The 22,673-nt window shown below is 45.7% G+C and carries 23 protein-coding genes and 1 other annotated feature; of the genes, 3 read left to right on the plus strand and 20 right to left on the minus strand.

Going from position 1 to position 22,673, the window contains the following annotated elements:
- The first annotated feature begins 14 nt into the window (after nucleotides 1-14).
- Complete coding sequence (locus ACWGXJ_RS14825; protein ID WP_452567061.1) at nucleotides 15-926, plus strand: MmyB family transcriptional regulator; 912 nt, start codon at nucleotides 15-17, stop codon at nucleotides 924-926.
- A gap of 181 nt (nucleotides 927-1,107) precedes the next feature.
- Here the strand turns inward: ACWGXJ_RS14825 and spoIVA are convergent, their stop codons facing one another.
- From spoIVA to ACWGXJ_RS14900, 15 genes are all read right to left on the minus strand, one after another.
- A complete protein-coding gene (gene spoIVA / locus ACWGXJ_RS14830; protein ID WP_023989182.1) occupies nucleotides 1,108-2,586 on the minus strand; it encodes a stage IV sporulation protein A in 1,479 nt (492 codons plus the stop codon).
- Between the two features lie 421 nt (nucleotides 2,587-3,007).
- The gene (locus ACWGXJ_RS14835) at nucleotides 3,008-3,358 is read right to left on the minus strand and encodes a 2Fe-2S iron-sulfur cluster-binding protein (protein WP_235309581.1); all 351 of its coding nucleotides are present in this window, start codon (nucleotides 3,356-3,358) and stop codon (nucleotides 3,008-3,010) included.
- Between the two features lie 39 nt (nucleotides 3,359-3,397).
- Complete coding sequence (locus ACWGXJ_RS14840) at nucleotides 3,398-4,048, minus strand: hypothetical protein (RefSeq protein ID WP_061829224.1); 651 nt, start codon at nucleotides 4,046-4,048, stop codon at nucleotides 3,398-3,400.
- Between the two features lie 178 nt (nucleotides 4,049-4,226).
- Nucleotides 4,227-4,502: a stage VI sporulation protein F gene (locus tag ACWGXJ_RS14845; protein WP_013310741.1), complete on the minus strand. Its 276-nt coding sequence runs from the start codon at nucleotides 4,500-4,502 to the stop codon at nucleotides 4,227-4,229.
- Between the two features lie 166 nt (nucleotides 4,503-4,668).
- Entirely contained in the window at nucleotides 4,669-5,709 is a 1,041-nt protein-coding gene (locus tag ACWGXJ_RS14850) for an NAD(P)H-dependent glycerol-3-phosphate dehydrogenase (protein ID WP_039271042.1), read from the minus strand.
- Nucleotides 5,702-6,310 (minus strand): glycerol-3-phosphate 1-O-acyltransferase PlsY, encoded by a 609-nt coding sequence (gene plsY, locus ACWGXJ_RS14855; protein WP_039271041.1) that lies wholly within the window; start codon nucleotides 6,308-6,310, stop codon nucleotides 5,702-5,704. Before plsY ends, ACWGXJ_RS14850 begins: the two co-directional genes overlap by 8 nt.
- Nucleotides 6,311-6,321: 11 nt before the next feature.
- Nucleotides 6,322-7,644, minus strand: coding sequence for a ribosome biogenesis GTPase Der (gene der / locus ACWGXJ_RS14860; RefSeq protein WP_013310744.1), 1,323 nt, complete (start codon nucleotides 7,642-7,644; stop codon nucleotides 6,322-6,324).
- A gap of 147 nt (nucleotides 7,645-7,791) precedes the next feature.
- Entirely contained in the window at nucleotides 7,792-9,018 is a 1,227-nt protein-coding gene (gene rpsA / locus ACWGXJ_RS14865; protein ID WP_013371699.1) for a 30S ribosomal protein S1, read from the minus strand.
- Nucleotides 9,019-9,138: 120 nt separating this feature from the next.
- Nucleotides 9,139-9,732, minus strand: coding sequence for a lysophospholipid acyltransferase family protein (locus ACWGXJ_RS14870; RefSeq protein ID WP_013310746.1), 594 nt, complete (start codon nucleotides 9,730-9,732; stop codon nucleotides 9,139-9,141).
- Nucleotides 9,729-10,436 carry a (d)CMP kinase gene (cmk, locus tag ACWGXJ_RS14875; RefSeq protein WP_250261094.1) on the minus strand — a complete coding sequence of 236 codons (708 nt, stop codon included), beginning with the start codon at nucleotides 10,434-10,436 and terminating at the stop codon, nucleotides 9,729-9,731. The genes ACWGXJ_RS14870 and cmk overlap by 4 nt, the downstream gene beginning before the upstream one ends.
- Before the next feature lie 129 nt (nucleotides 10,437-10,565).
- Nucleotides 10,566-11,225 (minus strand): flagellar brake protein, encoded by a 660-nt coding sequence (locus tag ACWGXJ_RS14880; protein WP_069289830.1) that lies wholly within the window; start codon nucleotides 11,223-11,225, stop codon nucleotides 10,566-10,568.
- A 165-nt stretch (nucleotides 11,226-11,390) separates the two neighbouring features.
- A complete protein-coding gene (gene ypeB / locus ACWGXJ_RS14885; RefSeq protein WP_061829227.1) occupies nucleotides 11,391-12,776 on the minus strand; it encodes a germination protein YpeB in 1,386 nt (461 codons plus the stop codon).
- 265 nt (nucleotides 12,777-13,041) lie between these two features.
- Nucleotides 13,042-13,737 carry a glutamic-type intramembrane protease PrsW gene (gene prsW / locus ACWGXJ_RS14890; protein ID WP_452567062.1) on the minus strand — a complete coding sequence of 232 codons (696 nt, stop codon included), beginning with the start codon at nucleotides 13,735-13,737 and terminating at the stop codon, nucleotides 13,042-13,044.
- Between the two features lie 86 nt (nucleotides 13,738-13,823).
- A complete protein-coding gene (locus tag ACWGXJ_RS14895; protein ID WP_013310751.1) occupies nucleotides 13,824-14,438 on the minus strand; it encodes a genetic competence negative regulator in 615 nt (204 codons plus the stop codon).
- 197 nt (nucleotides 14,439-14,635) lie between these two features.
- Nucleotides 14,636-15,013 (minus strand): hypothetical protein, encoded by a 378-nt coding sequence (locus tag ACWGXJ_RS14900; RefSeq protein WP_452567063.1) that lies wholly within the window; start codon nucleotides 15,011-15,013, stop codon nucleotides 14,636-14,638.
- A 94-nt stretch (nucleotides 15,014-15,107) separates the two neighbouring features.
- On the opposite strand from ACWGXJ_RS14900, the gene ACWGXJ_RS14905 reads away from it, so the two are divergent.
- Nucleotides 15,108-16,034 (plus strand): polysaccharide deacetylase family protein, encoded by a 927-nt coding sequence (locus ACWGXJ_RS14905; protein WP_254351447.1) that lies wholly within the window; start codon nucleotides 15,108-15,110, stop codon nucleotides 16,032-16,034.
- 105 nt (nucleotides 16,035-16,139) lie between these two features.
- Here ACWGXJ_RS14905 and ACWGXJ_RS14910 read toward each other — a convergent pair whose 3' ends face one another.
- Nucleotides 16,140-16,481: a hypothetical protein gene (locus ACWGXJ_RS14910; protein WP_039271029.1), complete on the minus strand. Its 342-nt coding sequence runs from the start codon at nucleotides 16,479-16,481 to the stop codon at nucleotides 16,140-16,142.
- The gene (locus ACWGXJ_RS14915; RefSeq protein ID WP_039271027.1) at nucleotides 16,478-17,065 is read right to left on the minus strand and encodes a type II CAAX endopeptidase family protein; all 588 of its coding nucleotides are present in this window, start codon (nucleotides 17,063-17,065) and stop codon (nucleotides 16,478-16,480) included. Before ACWGXJ_RS14915 ends, ACWGXJ_RS14910 begins: the two co-directional genes overlap by 4 nt.
- Nucleotides 17,066-17,250: 185 nt before the next feature.
- Nucleotides 17,251-17,500: a binding site (T-box leader), on the plus strand.
- 261 nt (nucleotides 17,501-17,761) lie between these two features.
- On the opposite strand from ACWGXJ_RS14915, the gene serA reads away from it, so the two are divergent.
- Nucleotides 17,762-19,354, plus strand: a complete 1,593-nt coding sequence (gene serA, locus ACWGXJ_RS14920) for a phosphoglycerate dehydrogenase (RefSeq protein WP_452567064.1) — start codon at nucleotides 17,762-17,764, stop codon at nucleotides 19,352-19,354.
- Nucleotides 19,355-19,575: 221 nt separating this feature from the next.
- Here the strand turns inward: serA and ACWGXJ_RS14925 are convergent, their stop codons facing one another.
- From ACWGXJ_RS14925 to ACWGXJ_RS14935, 3 genes are all read right to left on the minus strand, one after another.
- Entirely contained in the window at nucleotides 19,576-21,018 is a 1,443-nt protein-coding gene (locus ACWGXJ_RS14925) for an ATP-binding protein (protein ID WP_071641423.1), read from the minus strand.
- A gap of 1 nt (nucleotide 21,019) precedes the next feature.
- The gene (locus ACWGXJ_RS14930) at nucleotides 21,020-21,736 is read right to left on the minus strand and encodes a response regulator transcription factor (protein WP_039271023.1); all 717 of its coding nucleotides are present in this window, start codon (nucleotides 21,734-21,736) and stop codon (nucleotides 21,020-21,022) included.
- A 109-nt stretch (nucleotides 21,737-21,845) separates the two neighbouring features.
- Nucleotides 21,846-22,604 (minus strand): pseudouridine synthase, encoded by a 759-nt coding sequence (locus ACWGXJ_RS14935; RefSeq protein ID WP_023989197.1) that lies wholly within the window; start codon nucleotides 22,602-22,604, stop codon nucleotides 21,846-21,848.
- Between the last annotated feature and the right edge of the window lie 69 nt (nucleotides 22,605-22,673).

The following is a 22,673-nucleotide window of genomic DNA, read 5'->3' on the forward strand; positions in this document are numbered from 1 at the left end:
AGGATTGAAAAGAGATGACCATGCACAAGGATGAGGACTTCCAGCACAAAACATTAAAAATCGTATTGGGAGAGATTGAAGCTGTTCGTATAAAACGCCAGCGGGAATATACCGAGCAATCTCACCCGTTATTGAAACGATTTACTCAGCAGGAGCTTAATGATGAGGCCTGTCCTACATATAAAAATCTATTGGTTGGACGGTCTCGTCGAATACCGGATCGGCAAACGATGATCCATATTGCTGAGTATCTGGAGTGCACTTCAGATGAGCGCAACGATCTTCTCCTCGCCGCCGATTATCTTCCGATCCATTACGAATTGGAAGGACGGTCTCTGGAGCTGGCGCTGGAGCAAGCGCAGCAGATCATAAGTAATCTGCCTTTTCCGGCAATGATCGTCACTCATACCTTAGATATTAAGGGGTTAAATGAGCCGTTTCGCCAGTTATTTGATATCCCCTATGATTCTTTTATGAATGGCAAGCTGAATAAAGTTGATTTTCATTTTAACTCCGATTTTTCCATTCGGCCCCGTTCCACCTTCGATACTGAGTCGTTCGAACAATGGGAGTCTCATGCTATTTATGGGATACAAGCTTTTAGAAGGAATAACATGTTTTCCCGATACGACCATGGGTATAAAAAGTTAATTGACAGATTTCGAAAATACGACGACCTCAATAAATATTGGAATATGCAGCCAAAGGACTCAGCAAATGAAGTTGAGCAATCCAAAATCATTTTGGCCAGAATGGGAACCATGGCCGATTTTGTCCCTATTCGTTACAAGCAAATTCATCTTTCTGTAAGCAGCCACATGTATCCTGGAATTGAAGTGTACTTACCAATAGACGAACCTGCACGCAGAGTATTTGAATATTTGGGGTGTCCTGCAGAATGTCAGAACTTCGCGTTTAATGAATAGCCAGTCAATGAGAAACGAAAAGCTCAATAAAAACAGAGGTAGTCTAGGACTTTATTTTCTCGTCCATGGCTACCCCTGTCTGGTTTTGGAGGTCAGTCTAATATTTTGTTTTCTGCGAACCGTAGAGAGCAAATTGCTCTCTACGGTAGTTCTCTTAAAGATTTTTTGGTGTGGCTTAGCCTTAAAGAATAATAGCAATGAGACCGCCGGAGCCTTCATTAATGATACGACCCAGCGTTTCCTGCAGCTTATAGCGTGCATTGTCCGGCATCATGGCGATTTTACCCTGAATGCCTTCCCGTACAATAGAATGCAGCGAACGTCCGAAAATGTCTGACTCCCAAATTTTGATTGGGTCATTCTCAAAATCCTGCATCAGATAGCGCATAAGCTCCTCACTTTGCTTCTCTGTTCCGATAATCGGAGCAAATTCCGATTCCACATCGACACGAATCATGTGTATGGAAGGTGCTGTTGCCTTGAGCCGCACACCAAACCTTGTACCCTGACGAATCAACTGCGGATCGTCTAGTGCCATCTCGGACAACGACGGCGCGGCAATGCCATATCCCGTTGTCTTGACCATTTCCAGCGCTTCAGCGAAGCGGTCGTACTCCCGTTTGGCATGGGCAAAATCCTGCATCATTTGTAACAAATGATCCTTGCCGCGAATCTCTACCCCGACGACTTCGACCAAAATCTGGTCGTACAGCTCATCAGGAGCATACAGATCAATTTCAGCTACGCCCTGCCCCATATTCATCCCGCTCAACCCGGCCCTGTCGATGAATTCATATTCCATAAACTGGCCGACCACTCGATCTACATCACGCAGGCGTCGAATATCTTTAACCGTATCGCGAACGGAATTTTCATAATTGCTACGCAGCCAGTGCTCTTCGTTCAGTACCATGACCCAGCTCGGCAGGTTTACATTCACCTCATGCACCGGAAATTCATACAATACTTCACGAAGTACGCCTGTAACATCATCTTCCGTCATAGTCGCCGCGCTGAGTGTCATGACGGGTATATCGTACTTGGCAGCCAGCTCACTGCGAAGCTGGAGTGTTTCATCACTGCGCGGATGCGTGGAGTTGATAACCAAAACAAATGGTTTGCCAACTTCCTTCAACTCCTCAATGACGCGTTCCTCCGACTCTACATAAGAGCTGCGCGGGATTTCCGCAATCGTGCCGTCTGTAGTGACTACCACACCGAGCGTCGAATGCTCCTGAATAACCTTGCGTGTACCAATTTCTGCCGCTTCCTGAAAAGGAATAGGTTCTTCGAACCATGGTGTGGAGATCATCCTCGGACCATTTTCATCCTCGTAACCTTTTGCTCCTTCTACTGCATATCCTACACAGTCAACCAGACGTACATTCACATCCAGTCCTTCCGTTACTTTGATCTGGACGGCATTATTCGGTACGAATTTAGGCTCCGTCGTCATGATCGTCTTGCCTGCCGCACTTTGCGGCAACTCGTCTACGGCGCGGGCACGGTCCGCCTCACTTGTAATGTTTGGCAGAACAATCGTCTCCATAAACCGCTTGATAAACGTTGATTTTCCTGTTCGGACTGCGCCGACGACCCCAAGATAAATGTCTCCTCCGGTGCGTTCGGCAATGTCTTTAAAAATGTCCACTTTCTCCAATGAAATCCCCTCCTCAAAAGTCTCCGAAGGAAAAATGCTTAAAGAGCATCCGCTTCGTGTTCAACCAACTGCTTGATCCCAGATGCGGCAGAACAGCCTTTAAAATGCCCGGAAGTCGTCCGCCGCCGAGATTCAGGAGACTGATGGAATCGGCGAAACGGCGTAAACTCGTACATGCATTTGGACTGATACCATCATATGTATCCCCTCCGTAAAATATGTTTAGTTTTTTGAAAAATAGATTACGACAGAGCGATCATTGCAGAAACGATATTTTACGTTTGGGTCCACTCACCTAATATATGCGGGGCAAGGCTATCCCATGACTTTGTCGCTAGACTAAATAAAAAAAGGATGTTTCTCCTGACTGTTTAGAGTCGTCGGAAACCATCCTTTTTTTATTCTCCTGACATAATCGGCATTACCACAGTTCATCATCCATCGCCTGACGCTCCAGTTGCCGCCTGATAGCCGCCTTGAGCTTATCCTCCGGTATGGTTACCTCCATATCGCCTTGGACACGGGCCTGGCAGGATAAGCGTATTCCTTCATCCAGTAAAGGTCCCAGCTTCCGCTGCTCTGCATCGCTTGGTTGACCTGCGAATTCAGCCCATCCCGGTGATATTTGTACCTTACACATCAGACAGGCTGCTTTTCCATCACAACGAGTGGGAATATATACACCCGCTTTACGAGCAGCCTGAAGCAATGACGTGCCCTGACCGACCTGCACGCGCCTGCCTGACGGCTTGAACGTAATCTGCACATTCATGAACGGTCCTCCAGTCCTCTTTATCCTAACACACACAGCTTATACCTCATTGCCCTTCTGGATGACAGAGTGTAACTCTGGCCAAGGCAGAAGTTCTGCAAGCTTGTCCAATTGCTCCTCATTCCAAATATTACTGACTAGTAACTGCTTCAGTACAATTATATGACGTCGCGGGTCGCGCTTCATGACATCGGCAATCGCTTTGTACCGATCGGGTCGATTTCGCAATATATTGAATAAAAGTTCATGACTGAGCGGCATCAGGCGCAGTGAAGCACTCCCCAGCTCAAGCTGAACACCAGTCGACCAAAGTAGTCGCTCGATCTCTAAGCGGTATAGCGCTCCGCCACATAATACCTCAAATCCTCCCACCAACTCGACTGGAAATCCCTCCAGATCATAGTGGCTCAGCAATGAAACGTAAGAGCCGCTACGGTCAACCTGCTGTCGATCTATACTCATACCCAGGGGGTGCGAATGAAGCTGCTTTGCGGCATGAATATCCGCATAAATATCAATGTCCCGAGGCAGGCGATCCAGTTCAACTTCTTGCACAAGTAGTGAACAGCTCCCGCCCAGCATCCACGGAACCGACACTGTTGACCAGCTCTCTGCCAAGCTACTCAGCGCAACTGCCAGATTGTGAGGAAGCCTGTCTACTAACACTGATGATATTGCCTCCTTCAACATTATTGCCTCCTTTTCCGTCTTTCCTTCCGTTTCCTGATGGGCATCATTATAACATGTTCGACAGGGCAGTTCGATATTTTGTGTACTGAAAAAGAGGTTACCTACTCCAAAATACAAAAAAAACCGCGAACCTTCCCGGTTCACGGTGAATAATACTAACTGGCGTGCGGCCAGCGGTCTATTTTTTCATCATCATTTTCATCAACGCTTCCATATTGGAAGGATTCATTCCGCTCTTTTTGACGGCACCAACAATATCCCTTACTGTATCTTCCGACACCGGAATGTTGGCCATCGCAGACACCTGCTTGATAAGCTGACGCAGTTGCGCTTCGCTTTGAAGCGTGTCCGCCTTTACCGTGCCTGCCAGCTTTTTCACTGCATTTTCGGATATGTTTTTGCCGCCTTTTTTGTTAATGGCCTTCAATGCATCTTTCGGAAAGTTTTTATTCACAATCTCCCCTCCTCCGCCATTGCTCAACTCAGTCTATGAGTGGCGGAGACAAAAGGTGATTAAGCGTACATAAGACATGCCAAACGCCTAACTAAAAAAGGCTATCTCATTATAGAAAAAATCTACCATGAGACAGCCTTTATATTATTAAAGCTCATCCGTGCCCTTAAGAATGCCATTGCTCCCAAGTTTGAAGTGGCATGACTTCCATCTCGGTCTTAGGATCGCGACCCATCAGCGCCTCAACGGCCTTACGGACGTCACGTCCTTCAAACAGTACTCCATACAGCACCTCTGTAATAGGCATCTGAACACCTAATTTTTGAGAGATGGCGTATGCCGCTTTTGTCGTTCGAATACCTTCTACGACCATGCCCATAGATTCCAGCACAGCATCAAGCTGTTGGCCCTGTCCCAATAGTGACCCTGCACGCCAGTTGCGACTGTGACGACTCGTTGCAGTGACCACTAGATCGCCAATACCAGCCAGGCCGGCAAAGGTTAGTGGGTTAGCGCCCATCTCAACTCCGGCACGGGTAATTTCAGCCAATCCACGGGTCAATAAAGCCGCTTTGGCATTATCACCGAAACCAAGTCCATCTGACATTCCCGCACCCAATGCGATAATGTTTTTTAGCGCCCCGGAAAGTTCCACACCGAGCAAATCACGGTTTGTATAGACGCGGAAATAGGAGTTCATGAACAGCCCCTGTGCGGCTTGTGCAGCCTTCTCATTGGAGGAAGCTACAACGACCGTTGTAGGACATTTCCTCACCACTTCTTCCGCATGACTCGGGCCAGACAGCACAGCAATATCACCCTCAGCGACTTCCAGTTCTTCCGAGATCACCGTGGACATACGTTTAAGCGTTTCAGTTTCAAAACCTTTAATGGCATGCACTACCAGCATATCCTTGCTAAAATGAGCTTTCAGACTACGTGCTACCTGACGAGCAGCAGCCGAAGGAGATACGATAATCACTGCTTTAGCACCAGATACCGCAGTCTGCATATCAGTTGTAGCTGAAATGCGGTCAGACAAAATGGAGCCTGGTAAATAATGCTCATTCGTATGCTTCTCATTGATTTCAGCTGCTTGCTGCTCGTTTCTCGTCCAGACAGAGACATCGTTGTTATTGGCCGCAAGAACGGAAGCCAGGGCTGTTCCCCAACTCCCAGCGACCAGCACAGCTATTTTCTCAGACAAGACGATCTCCTCCTTTGGAGCCAAGCTTGTTCTCATTCCCACGTACCAGCTTGACTATGTTGGTACGGTGTCTCCACACAGCGAACAGACAAATGATTAGAGCCGTCCAAAATAACGGCCATGCATAACCAAGCACGAGTAATATCCAGGGAGTCAAAATGACAAATATGAGCGATCCCAAGGATACGTAACGCGTCATTACGATTGCAAGTATCGCAATGATTCCGGCATATAGTGCGGGCAGTAAGGCAAGCGATGCCAATACACCAATAGCAGTCGCAATACCTTTTCCTCCACGGAAGTGAAAATATATCGGCCAGTTATGGCCCGCAATCGCTGCAATGCCGCACAAACCCGATACCCAGGATGATTCTCCACCTAACCAGTGCCCTATTAGCACTGCAATAACCCCTTTAAGTACGTCCAGCAGCAGTACCAGAATAGCTGGGCCTTTTCCAAGCACACGCAGCGTATTCGTCGCACCGGCATTGCCGCTTCCATGCTGGCGAATGTCGATTCCTTTTAATTTTCCATACAGCAAACTAAAGCTGACAGAGCCAAGCAAGTAACTGAGTACGATGGCAACGATTTGTAAAATCAACCTATTCGCTCCTAACTTTCGTCAGACTTGCGCCGTGTAAAGATACGAATTGGAGTTCCTTCAAAATTGAAGGCGGCGCGAATTTTGTTCTCCAGATAACGCTCATACGAGAAGTGCATTATTTCTGGATCGTTTACGAATACAACCATCGTAGGCGGCTTAACAGCAACCTGGGTCACATAGTTAATACGCAGACGACGTCCCTTGTCTGTTGGTGGAGGATTGATGGCAACCGCGTCGGAAATTACATCATTCAGCAAATGTGTCTGAATACGCAATACATGCTGCTGTGCCACATGCTGTACAACAGGAAGCAGCTTTTGCAGGCGTTGCTTCGTTTTTGCAGACAAGAACACAATCGGAGCATATGTCATAAACAGAAAGTGATCGCGAATTTTCGTTTCAAACTGGTGCATCGTTTTATCGTCCTTGTCCACGACATCCCATTTGTTAACGACAAACAGAGACGCTTTACCCGCTTCATAAGCATAGCCAGCAATGTGCTTATCCTGCTCAATAATGCCTTCCTCGCCGTTAATAACGACCAGTACAACATCTGCACGCTCAATGGCACGCATGGCACGCATTACACTATATTTTTCAGTCGTTTCATATACTTTGCCACGTTTACGCATACCTGCCGTATCAATCAGCACATACTTTTGACCGTCTTTTTCAAAAGGTGTATCAATTGCATCACGCGTCGTGCCCGCAATGTCACTAACGATAACCCGTTCTTCTCCCAGAATGGCGTTAACCAGTGAAGATTTACCTACATTCGGGCGGCCGATCAAGGCAACACGAATAACGTCTTCATCATAGTGATCTTCTTCCAGCTCAGGCAAATTGGACGTAATTGCATCTAGCAGGTCGCCTATCCCTGTGCCATGACTACCAGAAACAGCAATTGGATCACCAAATCCATAAGAATAAAACTCATAAATCAGATCGGCGCGACTGAGGTTGTCCACCTTGTTGACAGCTACGATGATCGGTTTACCCGAACGATATAACATTTGAGCTACCTCTTCATCTGACTGTGTAATTCCTGCTTTCGCATCACTCATGAATACAATTACATCTGCTTCTTCTATTGCAAGTTCGGCCTGCATACGGATGGATTTTAAAATGACATCCTCACCATCAATCTCAATGCCGCCGGTGTCAATAATACTGAAGGATTTACCATTCCACTCCGATATACCGTATATACGGTCACGAGTGATTCCGGGTTTATCTTCCACGATGGACAAACGATCCCCGATAATCCGATTAAAAATAGTGGACTTACCCACATTCGGACGACCAACGATAGCCACAACGGGTCTTGCCATAAATTCACTCCTCCTGTCAATTCTTCCGCTATCATCATAGCAAAAAACATACCTATTGGCGATATGGTCACGTAACAACAATCGGCGAACCCTCTGGGTCCGCCGATGGTGTACGTTATGCTTATTATAAAATGTATTGATTTAAACTCATTTAAATTTGTTCAGCTTATCGCCAAAACGCTCGCCGAGCGTAATGCTCAGACCGGAATTATTGAGGGAAACGTTAGGATTATTCAGTTCCTCACGAGGTGCACGAGATGCACGTGGTGCTCTTTCTGCTTTAGGAGCAGCTTCAGGAGCTTCCTCAGTTTCTTTAATGCTCAGGCTAACACGTTTTTCGGAAGGATTCATTTCAAGAATTTTAACTTTCACTTCTTGTCCTTCTTCCAGAACTTCTTGTGGAGTTCCAATGTGTTTGTGGGAAATTTGGGAAATATGAACCAAACCTTCCACGCCAGGAGCGATTTCAACGAATGCACCGAAGTTAACCAGACGTTTTACAACACCTGTTACGATGTCATTGTTGTTGAATTGTCCAGCAGCCGATTCCCAAGGACCAGGCTGTGCAGCTTTCATGCTCAGGCTGATTTTTCCTTTTTCAGGATCTACTTTCAAGACTTTCACTTTCACTTGATCTCCTTCAGAAACTGCATCAGAAGGCTTATCGACATGAGTCCAAGCAATTTCAGATACGTGAACCAGACCGTCCACGCCGCCAACATCTACGAAAGCACCGAACTGAGTAAGACGTTGAACCGTACCTACGATTTCTTGGCCTTCTTTCAGCTCAGCCATTACTTTAAGCTTGTTGGCTTCGAATTCTGCTTCCAGAACGTCTTTTTGAGAAAGGATCACTTTGTTATTTTCACGATCCAGTTCTTTTACAACAACACGCAATGTGCGGCCTTTGTAATCACTGAAATCTTCAACGAAGTGGCGTTCTACCATGGATGCAGGGATGAATCCGCGCAGACCCACGTCTACCACGATGCCGCCTTTAACGACATCATTCACAACAACTTCAAATACTTCTTTGCTTTCGAACAGTTGCTCCAACTTTTCCCAAGCATTTTCACTGTCGATTGCACGTTTGGACAGAACAAGTTTTTCCTTGCCATCGTCAATGCTGATAATTCTAGCTTCAACCTCTTGGCCTACTTGTACTGCTTCTTCTGCGTTATCCAAACCAGAAGACAACTCGCGAATTGGAATAACTCCATCGTATTTATATCCAATGCTTACTACCGCTTGGTTATCTTCCAATTTCACGATTGTACCCTTAACGGTGTCACCTTTTTTCAGGGAGACGATTTGATCGAGCTCGTCTTGATTTGCCGCTTCAGCAGCTTCTTGATTTTTAATTTCTTCCGACATGTCAATACCCTCCTCAATTCAAAAAAAACCATTTATTTAAACCTGCGCATGGCAGAGTTCAAAACATAAATAAACTTTTGTTCTAGTTTTCCGAGCTTAGACACAATTCATGCAAGCCTTTCAGTTATTCGTAGGCTTACCCGTTTCCTTCATCGTGCGAATACGAGACATAATTGCTTCTGTTGCAAGTTCAAGCGGATCTCCTTCGATATCGGCACCCTTTTGGTAAGCGTCCAAATTGACAGGTTTACCGTATAACACTTTCGTTTTACGGAAAAGCTTGTAATCACCAATAATGGCGACCGGAACGGCAGCCGCTCCACTGCGTAGCGCAAAGCTTGCAGCACCCTTTTTACCGATTCCCCCAGCTCCTCTGGAGCCTTCGGGAAAGATCCCCATAACCTTACCATCACGCAAAATGTTCAATGCCAGCTTAATGGATTCCTTACTTACACCACCGCGTTTGACTGGAAAAGCTCCCAGTTTCCCAATTAGTGGACCCAGTACAGGAACATTAAACAGCTCGGCTTTTGCCATAAAGTGAACCTTTCGCTTCAGCAAAATACCGACTGTAGGAGGGTCAAGATTACTAATATGATTAGAACACAACAGCACTCCACCCTCAGCAGGAACATTTTCCCTGCCTACCGCCTCAAGTCTAAACAGAACGCGGTAAATGAGACGCAAAATACTGGCGCATACAGTATATATCATTGGCTGATCTCTCCATCCTTCTCCGTTAAGCAATAAGATACGATCGTATCAACGACATCCTGAATGCCCATTTGAGTCGTATCGAGCACGATGGCGTCCTCACTGCAACGAAGCGGGGATACCTCCCTCTCCTCGTCAAGCTTGTCACGTGCCGCAATGTCACGTTCTAGCTGCTCCAGAGTGATATCATCAGTTTCGCTCAGTTCTTTAAAACGGCGAGAGGCACGTTCCTGAACACTTGCGGTCATGAACACCTTGACTTCCGCATCGGGAAGTACAGTTGTTCCAATATCACGACCATCCATAACGACACCCTTGCGCGCAGCCATTTCACGCTGGTTTTCAGTCAAACGTGTACGTAAACCGGCAATACTTGAATACTGTGACACGTTGCTAGTCACTTCCATCGAACGGATCACAGTGGTTACATCTTCCCCGTTACAATAAACCTTTTGGCCTGTGGGGTCCGGTACTAATTCAATCACCAGCTCAGGTACATGTTGAAGCACTTTTTGTACATTTTCTGCAGGTATTTCCTTACACATCATGTACCACGTTGCTGCTCGGTACATGGCGCCGGTATCTACATATACATAAGAAAGTGCTTTCGCCACCAGGCGGGCCACTGTACTTTTCCCTGCACCAGCAGGTCCATCAATGGCTACATTTATTTTGTTACTTGAAGATACATGTTGCCTTGCCAACAGGGAATTCCTCCTAACCTAACCTCAAGAAAAAAGCAGGCATTGCCTGCGACGTGAAAATTATACCACACATTTATAGGCGATGCAAAATAAGCGACAGGTTTACTAAAAAAGAAAAATTTCGGATGATTAAGATTTCCCCCGGAATTCCAGCTGTCTTTCAAAGCAATATTTAATCAGTTTTTGGCGCTCCTGATCAGCGATTTCCTCATATTTCAGCATAATGAGTTTGCGACCGTTTTCCATCTGCTGAATGCGCACAATTTCAGATTGGAACGGAACATGCTCCTGAGTACCGTTTTTATATGGAACTAAAATCCAGCAAGACAATGATTCTCCTTCTTCAAGATGATGAGTTCCCTGGGTGTGAAAAGAAACACCCCCGCCTCCTACATCATGTGTCTCTGCTACAAATCTGGACTCGTTCGCACCATGCTTTACTGCAATTTCCAAGTTGGCCTTAACCCGAAGAAAGTTGCGGCGCTGAATTTTGCTGATGCTGTCTGGAGCAGGTTTGTGGATACGAACCATCCGGAGGATATCCTCTTTAAAACCCGTAACGTGGGTATTAAAATAATTTTTAATCCCACCCTCGCTCATAAAAAATATAGACAGTTCTTCTCCTAGAAACAATTTTTTCAAATGCCCACTTGTTTGTGACATAGGAATTTCAATTAAAAAGTTCTGTGGCTCCTCTTCTGCAATACGAGACTTAAATTCAAAAATCTCGTCCTTATGGTCAGTACCAGCCACTTGTATGTATAACACATCATTAATTTTGGGAAACAAATGATCCACCATCCTTGTCCATTAAAAGCTCTAATTAAGGTATATAATACCACGACTTTGTGCCTATATTAAGCATTATATTTGTTCGATCTATGACTAAAGCACAAAAAACCTCCTTCATGAAGGAGGTTTAGAGTGACTATTGATTCATTTTCATGTAATCAACTACGCATTACTTGCAGTAACCTGAGGTTCATCTGAATCTTTAACCTCTTCAATCGTTTCTTCCATCCCCGTATTGGCGTTAATATATATCCGGTAAACGGAACCATTGATTTTACCACCAAATTCATAACACAGAACTTCATTCGAAAGTTCATTTTCAATTAAAGCTTTACGGTGGTAAGTTTCACGAAACTCAGGATTCAATTTTGCTCGTGCTGCATTCAAATTCAATTTCGCTTGCGGAATGCGGCGGAGATGACTATGCTCATACACATAATCACTGGATTGAAAACCGATCACTTGTCCGTTATCAAGGCCTGATCTGACTGTGATTTTTTCTGGATAGATAATCACGTCCCCTTGTTGACTCGCAAATGTAATATTAGCTAAATTCCCGCTCTCATCATACGCAACTGGCTTCATTCCTTTGTAACCTTTTTGTTCAAGGTATTCACTAGCATAGCGAATCGCTTCATTACGTGTTGCTTTTTTAGGACCTACAGCTCTCATGTCATGATAAGAAATAAGCTTGCCGCCTTTTTTCGTAAAATCCATACTGGCCACGGGTTGCTTCTTATTTAGCAGGGTAGCTGTATAAGATGCCCATTCCGTTCCTTTACCGTTTTCGTTCACACGGATCTGACTTTCCGGTTTTCCTGTAAATTCAGCGGCATTTCGTTTAATTTGTTCTGCATTCACTGCCGGGAGACTCAATTTTTTCACAGAGCGTTTATCATAGATGCTGGCTACAGACGGTCCCCAATCCAGCTCCTTGTAGTTTTCCACCTTTTTGTCCACGGTTTTAAAGCCATCAATAATGGTGTTGTCCTTCGGACCAGTTTGCGAACCTGCCGCCATATCTACATCCATCCATCGCAAATTTTTGCTAAGGACCTTTTGCTGCACTTCCTGCATGTTTTTCGAAATTTCTTTGGAATTGTTATATAACGTTTTCAGGTTCGAAATTTCTTTCTCGTTTAAAGGCTCGTGATCCAGATCACGGACAGCGGTCTGATACGAAAACGCGGATAGATGTGACAGTAAATCCTTGGCATGATTAAAAGGCATTACATTCAGAGGCAACTGATTAACCTCATTTTGGGCCTCACTTGCAATCCTCCACACGTTCATCAAACATTTGCGGTGCATCGCGTGTGAAGTATTATGGACAGCAACCGCGTTCCCGAGTTGAGAATGCAGCTGATCCATATGAAACGACAAATCGTGAAACGCACGCTGGTATTGATTTTCCGCTTTTATCGACATGCTATTTGCCTGAAGAGACACCTCTTTTCTCATCTGGCTTTGCTGATAACCCCACACAAATGCTCCTATCATCATCAGGGTAACCACCGGGAACAATACGGCACTAAGTCGCTTATACATATTGGGAGTCTCCTTTCTTCAAGTACACTACCGATAGTGTGACAAGAAGAATGCTCTCTTATGCATGGTTTTCCATGACTTCAACAATAAACTCACAGTTATCGCAAATGCAGCGTTTAAAGCCGGTCTGAATCTGTCCTTGCTCTATACGTCCTCTCAGCACAAAACGTTCCCCACATCTTTTACAATGAATTCTTACTTTTATACGCAAAAAAAAGACACCTCTTTCTCTAACAGGTTTGTCAGATCAGTGTGCCCCATTTTGTTACATGTTAACCTTTTCTTCCCGTTTTAACAAACGAAAAGGAGAACGGTTATTAGCTCGACTGATCTTCGCCATTCCTCCATACCATAGAAATGCCATAAGTGGAATGATAAACCAGATCCAGTCATGCGAAAATTTCGTTAAAATCAAATCGTATACTCCGTGCCAGAACCATGGAAGCACCAATGACAGCAGCAACATGTATTTGCTCCTCAAGCCCTCTGAAAACTTGGCCTTCCCCATGTAGTAGCCCATCATTACACCAAACATCGCATGACCGGATACCGGTAGCAATGATCTCATCAGCATCATGCTAATCGAAGCATGGCCCGCCCAGGCATATAACAGATTTTCAACTGTTGCAAATCCGAGTGAGACTGCGGCCGCATACAAAATACCGTCATAAGGCTCGTCGAACTCGGTATGATTATAGATGATGTGATACAACAGAAACCATTTAAAAAACTCTTCCACTCCCGCTGAAATGCCGAACACCTGGATTAACGTGTGATCCCCTAGCCAAAGCAGCAGCCCGCGTTGAAAAATCATGACAGGAAGAACCACCAAAAAGCCGAGCAAAAACACTTTAATAACCATGTGCAGTGGCTCCGAATCATACCTGTCCTTCAAGTAAAAATACATCAATAAGGCGAGACCCGGCGCTGTGGCTGCCGCTAAAACCGAAAACAGAACCACCGATCATCCCTCCATAAAAATGAGTCGGCCCTGCTTTTAGCGCAGAGCCGACAAATTCACTTCGATATCACTTTCGATAAAACGAATCAAGAACGGCTGTCAAAATGAGTGCAGATGACAGCAACTGCCTGCTCAGGAATGACCAGCTTGCCGTACTCTTCCAACATAGCTGGTGTAACGGATGAGCCTTCTCCAAATTCAGCAAGAACCGCAATTAAAGCCGCAAGCTTGGACTCCTCTACTTCTTCTGGTTCCAAGTGCAGAATCCATTTTCCTCTATAATGATACAGCTTACCTGCTTCCGTAGTGTTACTACGAAGCATATGAGCCGCTTCTATGAGTACTTCGAAATCGCTAAACGCGTAAACGATGGAATCGCTATGCTCCAGCGTGACTTCCATTTCGTAGACTTCCTCTGGAAGCTCCTCATCGGGACCCGAACCATACTGTTGATGGTCGTATTTTCCCCGGGTGACGATAACAACCATTCCTTGAGCAGGAAGCGCAAAGACTTCGACAGCTAACGGTCCCGTGGCGTCGAAGCCCAGTTCGCTGTATGCCTGATCCATCATTTCGGTAAACAGCTCATGAACTCTTGGAATTTCTTGCCACATATCGTCTTTTTGAATACCGCGTTCGCTCAAATCGTCAAAGGTAAGGAAAATCCGTATCTTGTCCTGACTTAATCTTTCTATTTTCATACTGGACCCTCCTCCTGGCAGCCGAGTGTTATTAACAGATTATGATGCAATTATGATGCCTGTGATGAAAATGGTTCTATGTAATCATGTTATCATTTTATAATCGTAAATGCACGCAATAAAAAGATAAAAAAAAGAATCATTTGAACGGCTTTTACAAAAAAGCCGCAAAATGATTCGGAATAAAGGTTTCTGGGTTACAATCCCGGTACGGCTGTATGAGTTTCTTTCAAAATTTGCTCGACCTCACGTTTAACATCGGGACTTGTGCTGATGAAGTCTTTAATCAACTTCATATTCTCTTCTTTGTTCTTGGCGGTATGGGCGTTATGAGCGCTTTTATCTGTTTGTGAATGATGGTCTTGATCCTTATGGGTGTCTTCTTTATTGAGCGTTATCTCGCCCATTCCGGGGAATGCCGCGTCCATCATTTTAGTACGGGCTTTCTGCACTAAATTGCCGCTTTTTTTTCCACCCATGTCCATGGATAAGCCCAACATGTTGCGGTTGCGGGAGATCAAGGAGCTTGCGACAGCGCCCAAGACGATTCCCAGGAAAAATGAAGATGTTTTCACAATTAGAACCTCCCTTTGTGGTAGAATCAAGCATAGTGTTCGTCAGTAGTGACAAACTCATACGGTATAAAATACAGGAAGGTGAGATGAAATAATGGGTACAAAAACAGCAGCCATTTTGTTCACCGCATGTCTGCTGCTTAGTGCTTGCACTGCAACCAAGCCGGAATCTGCGGCAACAAGCAAACAGCAGGATTCGGTAGCGTCTGACTCAAGTAACAGCGCCAAAGATCAGAGCAGCGTCTCTTCCCCAAAAAGCAGCAGTAAGCAAGCAGGCAGTGATGATCATAACTCAGCGGGTAAAACCAATGCACAAAATGATAAAACCAGCGAAAGCAACGAAACAGGAGCTGCGACATCTGCAACTACCAATAACAAAATGTATCACTTGAACAAAGCCTACAATGTAATTCCTAACCAACAAGGCACCGAAAAAAAAGTCGTGTTACTGACCTTTGATGATGGTCCTAAGGAAGCAGCCATGATTAACAAAATCATAGATGTACTCGATAAACACAAAGCGAAAGCGATTTTCTTCGTAAACGGTTACCGTGTAAAAGAGCATCCTGAGTTGCTTAAGCTTATCCATGACCGTGGACAGCCCATCGGCAACCATAGCTGGGATCACATCGTGCTGAAGAATAAATCTGAGCCTGAGGTCAAAAAACAGATTGAATCGGTACAAAAAGTTGTTAAGGACATTACAGGACAAGCCCCCGTATTCTTCCGTCCCCCTCATGGTGCCGGCGGAGACGTAGGTCGCATGGTCGCTAAGGAAAACGGTCTCCTATACATGACATGGTCCGTCGGTTCTCTGGACTGGACAATGAAAAAGAATCAGCCTAATAAAACGGAGGCACTTCTCAAAAACGTAACGGAACAACTTCATCCAGGCAGCAATATTTTGATGCATGAACTGCCATGGACAGCTGAGGCTCTGGACAGTCTATTGACACGCCTTGAGCAAAAGGGGTACCAATTTGTTGATCCTCAAAGTATTGAAGTTCCTGCCAGCAAATAGAGACTTGCGTATACTCAGTCTTAACTGTAGATGATGCAATAAAGGCCTCCACTCTCCGCTATTCATGCGGAGACGGAGGCCTTTTTACCGTATCATTTTGCGCCTTTACCAAAGCATTTCACTGATGGGTGGTGCACCCTTGATGCCCCACCACAGTAACGCTGCAGTAATCAGCACAAAAAGAGTACTCAAAAAATTTAAAAACCACTTGCTTACCCGAATACGGCGGGACGGAAACATTTCTGCCCGCGTTCGGTACTCACTGGCAGGAGTATCATCCTCCATCGTCACAGCAACTTCTGGTACAGCGGCAACGTGAGCCAATTCTGGCACGGGCCGTGAAGCACGGGAGCGAACTGGTTTAGATTTTGACCTGTCCTCCTCCTTGCCTTTGCGACCATTTCGACGGCTACCATAGGTCTGCACTCTGCTAAGTTCCTGATTCATTCTTCATACCTCCGAAAACGTAACGCTAAGCCAGATATAAGGTCAATCACAAAATGACAAATGATCGGTGCCCACAGACTACCGGTCTGCACATATATGTAGCCCAATCCATAACTGCTAAGAAAAACCCAGCCAGTGGGAATCCAATGCCGTAAATACCGGATATGAATCACCGCAAACAAAATGCTTGTCCAATAAGGACCAAAGCTGTACTGAATTGCACCTCTGAACAAGAGTTCCTCACAGATAGAGACGATAGCTGCTATACAAATAATATGCCACACCGGACGATTTTGAAACAGCATTTGGTTAATACCACCGTCATCCATAGCATCCTCAGGCATAATCCGGGATAGCAACAGATCCACAAGTAACATAGCGGCGGCCAATCCCAATCCCCACCATAAGACGTGCAGAGTGTTCGGCAATGCAAATAGTTCTAACACATTTCTTTTCTGAAAAAATATCCAGATTGCGCCAATCAGCAGGGTCAGCCCCTGAGTTAGATACAAATTGTAAAGCAGCAAGCGGTCGTTCAATTCATGAATTTGCGCTCTTTTCCATTTCATTTTAAGCTTTTTCATAGTTAGTTAGTCCTCTGCATAGTCTTCTTTAGCATCATAGCCAAAAAATCGGGCGGATTCAAGAAGACTTAAATCTTAATTTTCTGCATTCTGTAGCTATATATCTAGCCGGCTATCCACACATGTCGCATGTCCTATTGACATGCCCATGTAAGCCATGATACATTATGAAAAAATTATTAGCGACAACAACAATGATGGAGAAAAGGTATTGATTTCGTCCTCAGAGAACCGGTGCTTGGGTGGAAGCCGGTGACGAAGTAACTACTTTCAGCGCTCCTGAGTTATTGCACCGAGGTCTGTGGAATACTTCCCGGCATTAGATGCAATCGGCAGAAAACCGTTATCCTTTCGGTCATTTTATGACCGCTGAAGGCAGTCCATTGCGAAATGGCTGCGAATTAGGGTGGTACCACGATAACTCTCGTCCCTTACTATGGAGATAGTATGTGATTCGGGGGTTTTTTTGATGCCCGAAAACCGCAAAGCGCCTCCGCGTAAGACTTTTGATCGTCAGTTTGGTGCATAATACTATTTTATCCCTTTTCTGCGTCAATGCGTTATCACACTAGTATTTCACACCGCTCTCCTGTACTTTTAGAAGCATTTCAAGTTTTTTCATGTTCTTTATGGAATGTATTTCAGTTTGAAGTACATCCTGTCCATAAAAGAAGTTAACTTTGAGGAGGAAACCAAATGTTTAAAGTGTTAGTATCCGATCCGATCAGTGACCTGGGCATCCAGCAGCTGATGGATGCAGACGATGTCACGGTGGACAAGAACACAGGTCTCAGCGAGGATGAATTGGTTCAAATTATTGGTGACTATGACGCATTACTCGTTCGAAGCCAAACTCGGGTAACCGAACGCATCATGACGGCAGGTAAGAACCTCAAGGTTGTAGGGCGAGCTGGGGTCGGAGTGGACAACATCGACCTCGAAGCAGCAACACAACGCGGGATTATCGTTATTAACGCTCCTGACGGCAACACGATTACGACTTGTGAGCACACTTTTGCGATGATGATGGCTCTAGCACGTCATATTCCACAGGCATATGCCAAAACCATTGGCGGTACATGGGATCGTAAAACATTCCTCGGTGTCGAACTGCGTAACAAAACACTTGGAGTCCTCGGCATGGGACGTATCGGCAGTGAGGTGGCTAAACGTGCTAAAGCATTTGGCATGAGCATCCTCGGCTATGATCCATTTCTAACGGAAGAACGCGCTGAGAAGCTGGGCATTAAGCTGGCGAGCGTGGACGAAATTATCCGCAACGCAGATTTTATGACCGTACACACACCATTAACACCGGAAACGAAACATATGATTGCTCGTCCACAGTTTGAAGTGATGAAAAAAGGAATGCGCATCATCAACTGTGCCCGGGGTGGAGTTATCGATGAAATGGCTCTTGTTGAAGCCATTGATGAAGGTATCGTTGCCGGTGCAGCCTTTGACGTATTCGAGTCAGAGCCGCCAGCACAGGATCACCCATTCCTGAGTCATCCGAAAATTATCGTCACACCACATCTGGGTGCCTCGACTGTCGAAGCTCAGGAGAATGTAGCTATCGATGTGTCCGAGCAAGTGCTGCATATTTTGCGTGATGAGCCTTTTAAAAATGCGGTCAACATGCCTCCAGTACCATCCAACGTCATGACGCAATTGCAGCCATATTTCTCCCTTGGAGAAAAGCTGGGCAGCTTTGCCGCTCAGATCACGAATCAGGCTGTACGTGAAATTCAGGTAGATTACGCTGGCGATTTGTCCACTGTGGATACACAGCCGCTGACACGTTATATTTTGAAAGGTGTACTTAGCCGTCATCTGGGCAGCGATGTGAACATTGTAAACTCTGTACATCTGGCCAAAACACGTGACATCCATCTTGTCGTATCTCAGGCGCCCGCCACCAAGGGTTTTACCAACCTGATTACCGTTACACTCAAGACGCAGAGCGGCGAAGAGCAACGTGTATCTGGCACCCTGCTGGCAGGCTATGGCGAACGTATTGTTCGGTTGAACCAGTTCCCGGTAGATGTGGCACCGGAAGCTCATTTCCTGCTCATCTCCCACAATGATAAACCAGGCATTATCGGTCGTGTTGGCACCTTGCTTGGCGAGAACGGCGTCAATATCGCTTCCATGCAAGTAGGGCGTAAAATTGTCGGTGGTGAAGCCATCATGATCCTGACCGTCGATAAAGCCGTACCAAAAGACGTGCTGATTCAACTCGTTGGTTTGCCAGAACTAAATACTGCCCAAGAAGTAGTATTAAATTAGTTCCAGACAATATTGAGAAGTCCATGGTTTTATAATAAAGAGAGGCGTCTGGCTACCCAGGCGTCTTTTTCTCTTATACCGTTATCTGTCATGAGAGCAATCATCATGCATGAAACAGGATGTTCCACGTTGAACAAAATAAATGTTGATTTTTCAACAAAAAGCACCCTCTTCCGAGGATGCCTGCAAACCGGGTATATCAGCTGGGGCTTATAATTCTGTTACAGACCCAGCTTTGTTTTGTTGGAGATGGGCAGCAAAATAGTAAATTCCGTCCCTTCCCCCAATACGCTGGCAGCAGAGACAGAGCCTCCGTGAGCCTCTACAATGTTCTTGACAATAGCAAGCCCCAAACCAGTCCCTTTATCCTCACCACGTACTCTGGCCTTATCTGCCTTGTAGAAGCGGTCGAAAATATAAGGTAGATCCTCGCTGGCAATGCCTACACCTTCATCCTTAATCCGAATACGGATTAACTCATGCCGTTCTCCCAAAATTCGATCCGCCGCAATAGTAACCTTTTTCCCGCCGGGTGTATGTCTGAATGCATTATCCAGCAAGTTGGTCAATACCTGCTCCAGTCGGTCTTCATCTGCCTCAGGCAGCAGTAAACGTTGGCCTTGCTCATGGTAATCGAGTGTCAGTCCCTGTTCCTTTGAACGTACCGTAAATTTACGGTGAACACGCTCGATCAGCTCATTCACATCCACTTCCTGTCGGTGCATGTCTGTATGACCAGCCTCCATTCGGGCCAGATCAAGCAGATCCTTGACTAACCTTCCCATGCGTAATGATTCATCATGGATGACCTGTACCAGCTCCTCGGATTCTTCAGGGGAACCCGCCATGCCATCCAGCAACGCCTCACTGTAGCCCTGCATCATAGATAAAGGTGTACGGATTTCGTGAGATACGTTGGCCACAAAATCGCTCCGCATCTTCTCCAGCTTCACTTCTTCCGTAATATCTCTAAGCACAGCTACTGCACCGCGGATTGCATTATCCGTATACAGAGGCGCCATCTGCACCGACCAGGAGCCCTTCTTGACATGGATATAGTCTCCGACATCTTCCCCCCTGTCCATAACGGTATGGAACAGAGACTGCAAAGGCTCAGGTACAGAAGCTCCAAACTCCTCCAGATCACGCTCCTGCCACTCCAGCTTTTTCCAGATATCCAACAGACTTTGTGCCGGCGGATTCGTCAAGATGATTTGTCCGCTTCTGTCGAAGGTGATTACGGCATCAGACATGCTTCGCAGTACGCTGGATAAATGGTTTTTCTCCTCATTCAGACTGCGGATCGTTGCTTCCAGTTCCGTAGACATATGATTAAAAGTTTTCGCCAGTTCTCCAATTTCGTCACTGGTCACCAGCGAAAGCCGAGTATCATACCTTCCCTCACGAATCGCATTCGCCGCCTGAATCAACAGCTGCATAGGCTGTGTGATTTTAGTAAAAAGGAATAAGGCAAAAAAGGTCGTCAATAAAAATCCGACAATGCATGTATAGGTGAACAAATGCTTGATTTCCGTCGATTCATACGCCGCAAAATTTCTGTTGATGTACGGCAATAAAAAAAGCCCTAGAAAAATAAGCACAGAGCCTACAAGACAAATGATGGTGATCCACAGCTTGCCTACCAGCGATCTCCAGAAGTTCACGTTATTTTGGAACCTCCAGCTTATAACCTACGCCCCACACGGTTGTAATCATAGCCGCTGCCTCTGGCGATACTTTATTCAGCTTTTCACGAAGCCGTTTCACATGCGTATCCACAGTACGCAGATCACCAAAAAATTCGTAATTCCAAACATCTTTCAACAGTTCTTCGCGCGAGAAGACTTTATCTGGCGACACCGCCAAATAGTGCAACAGCTCGTACTCTTTAGGCGTGAGACTGATTTCAATCCCGCCCGCAGTTACCCGGTGCGCATCATGCTCAATGATAAGATTCGGAAAAACAATACTATTGCTTGGTACCGCCTCTTTCGTTAAAAAGGCAGTTTCAGACGAACGGCGTAAAATCGCCTTCACCCGGTAAATGACTTCTCGCGGGCTAAAGGGCTTAACCACATAATCATCAGCTCCGACTTCAAAGCCTTGTACACGGTTCACTTCCTCACCTTTGGCAGTCAGCATAATTACAGGTGTGGATTTAGTCTGACGCAGCCGTGTACACACCTCAATCCCATCCATCCCCGGAAGCATCACATCGAGCAAAATAATGCTGTAATCGCTTGCAGTCGCTTTTTGGAGGGCTATCTCACCATCCTCAGCTTCGTCAATTGCATATCCTTCTTTTTCCAGATACATTCGCAGAAGGCGGCGAATGCGTTCTTCATCATCTACAATTAATATGCGGTTGCTTTGTTCTGACATATTCCCAGCCCCTTCGCTAAAAAAACCATTCTCTCTATTTTACTATTTTCCCGTGCTTGGTCAAACTTTACTCTCATCCAACAGTCTCTTTACACCAAAAAGGCCGGGGTTATGACCCCCGTCCTGTCCGTTTCTTTTTCGTGTTGTCTGATTTGGCAAGTTGAATGAGACGGTTAATTTCGTCCTTGGTTAGAGGTCTGGTTAGACCGCGCTTCAAGTTTTGTAGCAAAAGATCACCGAAGGCAATCCGCTTGAGTCTGATGACCGGGTGTGAAATGGCTTCAAACATCCGTCTTACCTGGCGATTTCTGCCTTCATAAATGGTAATTTGGATCACAGACTCCTTACCATTCGGATCTACGTCTTTATATTCTACCTCGGCTGGTGCAGTAATGCCATCTTCCAGCACGATTCCTTTTTTCAGCTTGTCCAGCTCAGTACCATGCGGAACGCCTTTGACTGTTGCCACATATGTCTTGGGCACATGATGCTTGGGATGGGTGAGCAGATTGGCGAACTCGCCATCATTGGTAAGCAACAGCAGTCCTTCGGTGTCGTAATCGAGACGCCCTACCGGATATACGCGTTCCTTAACGCCTTTCAGATAGTCTGACACGATTTTACGGCCTTCCGGATCGGAAGCACTCGTAATGACTCCTTTAGGTTTGTTCATCATCAGATAGATTTTTTTCTCGGTTTTGATCGGGCGTCCCTTTACCGTAATCATATCTTGATCAGGGTCTGCCTTCGTTCCCAGTTCAGTTACGACAACCCCGTTCACTTCCACGCTGCCCGCCTGAATAAGCTCTTCACATTTACGTCTGGAAGCTACACCAGCTTGGGCCAATATTTTCTGCAATCTTTCCATGTTCGCTAATTCACCTCATGCTAATGATACCCATCCATGAGCAAAATCACAACCCCCGTTCAAAAAACG

It is taken from the genome of Paenibacillus sp. S33 (genome assembly GCF_053615415.1).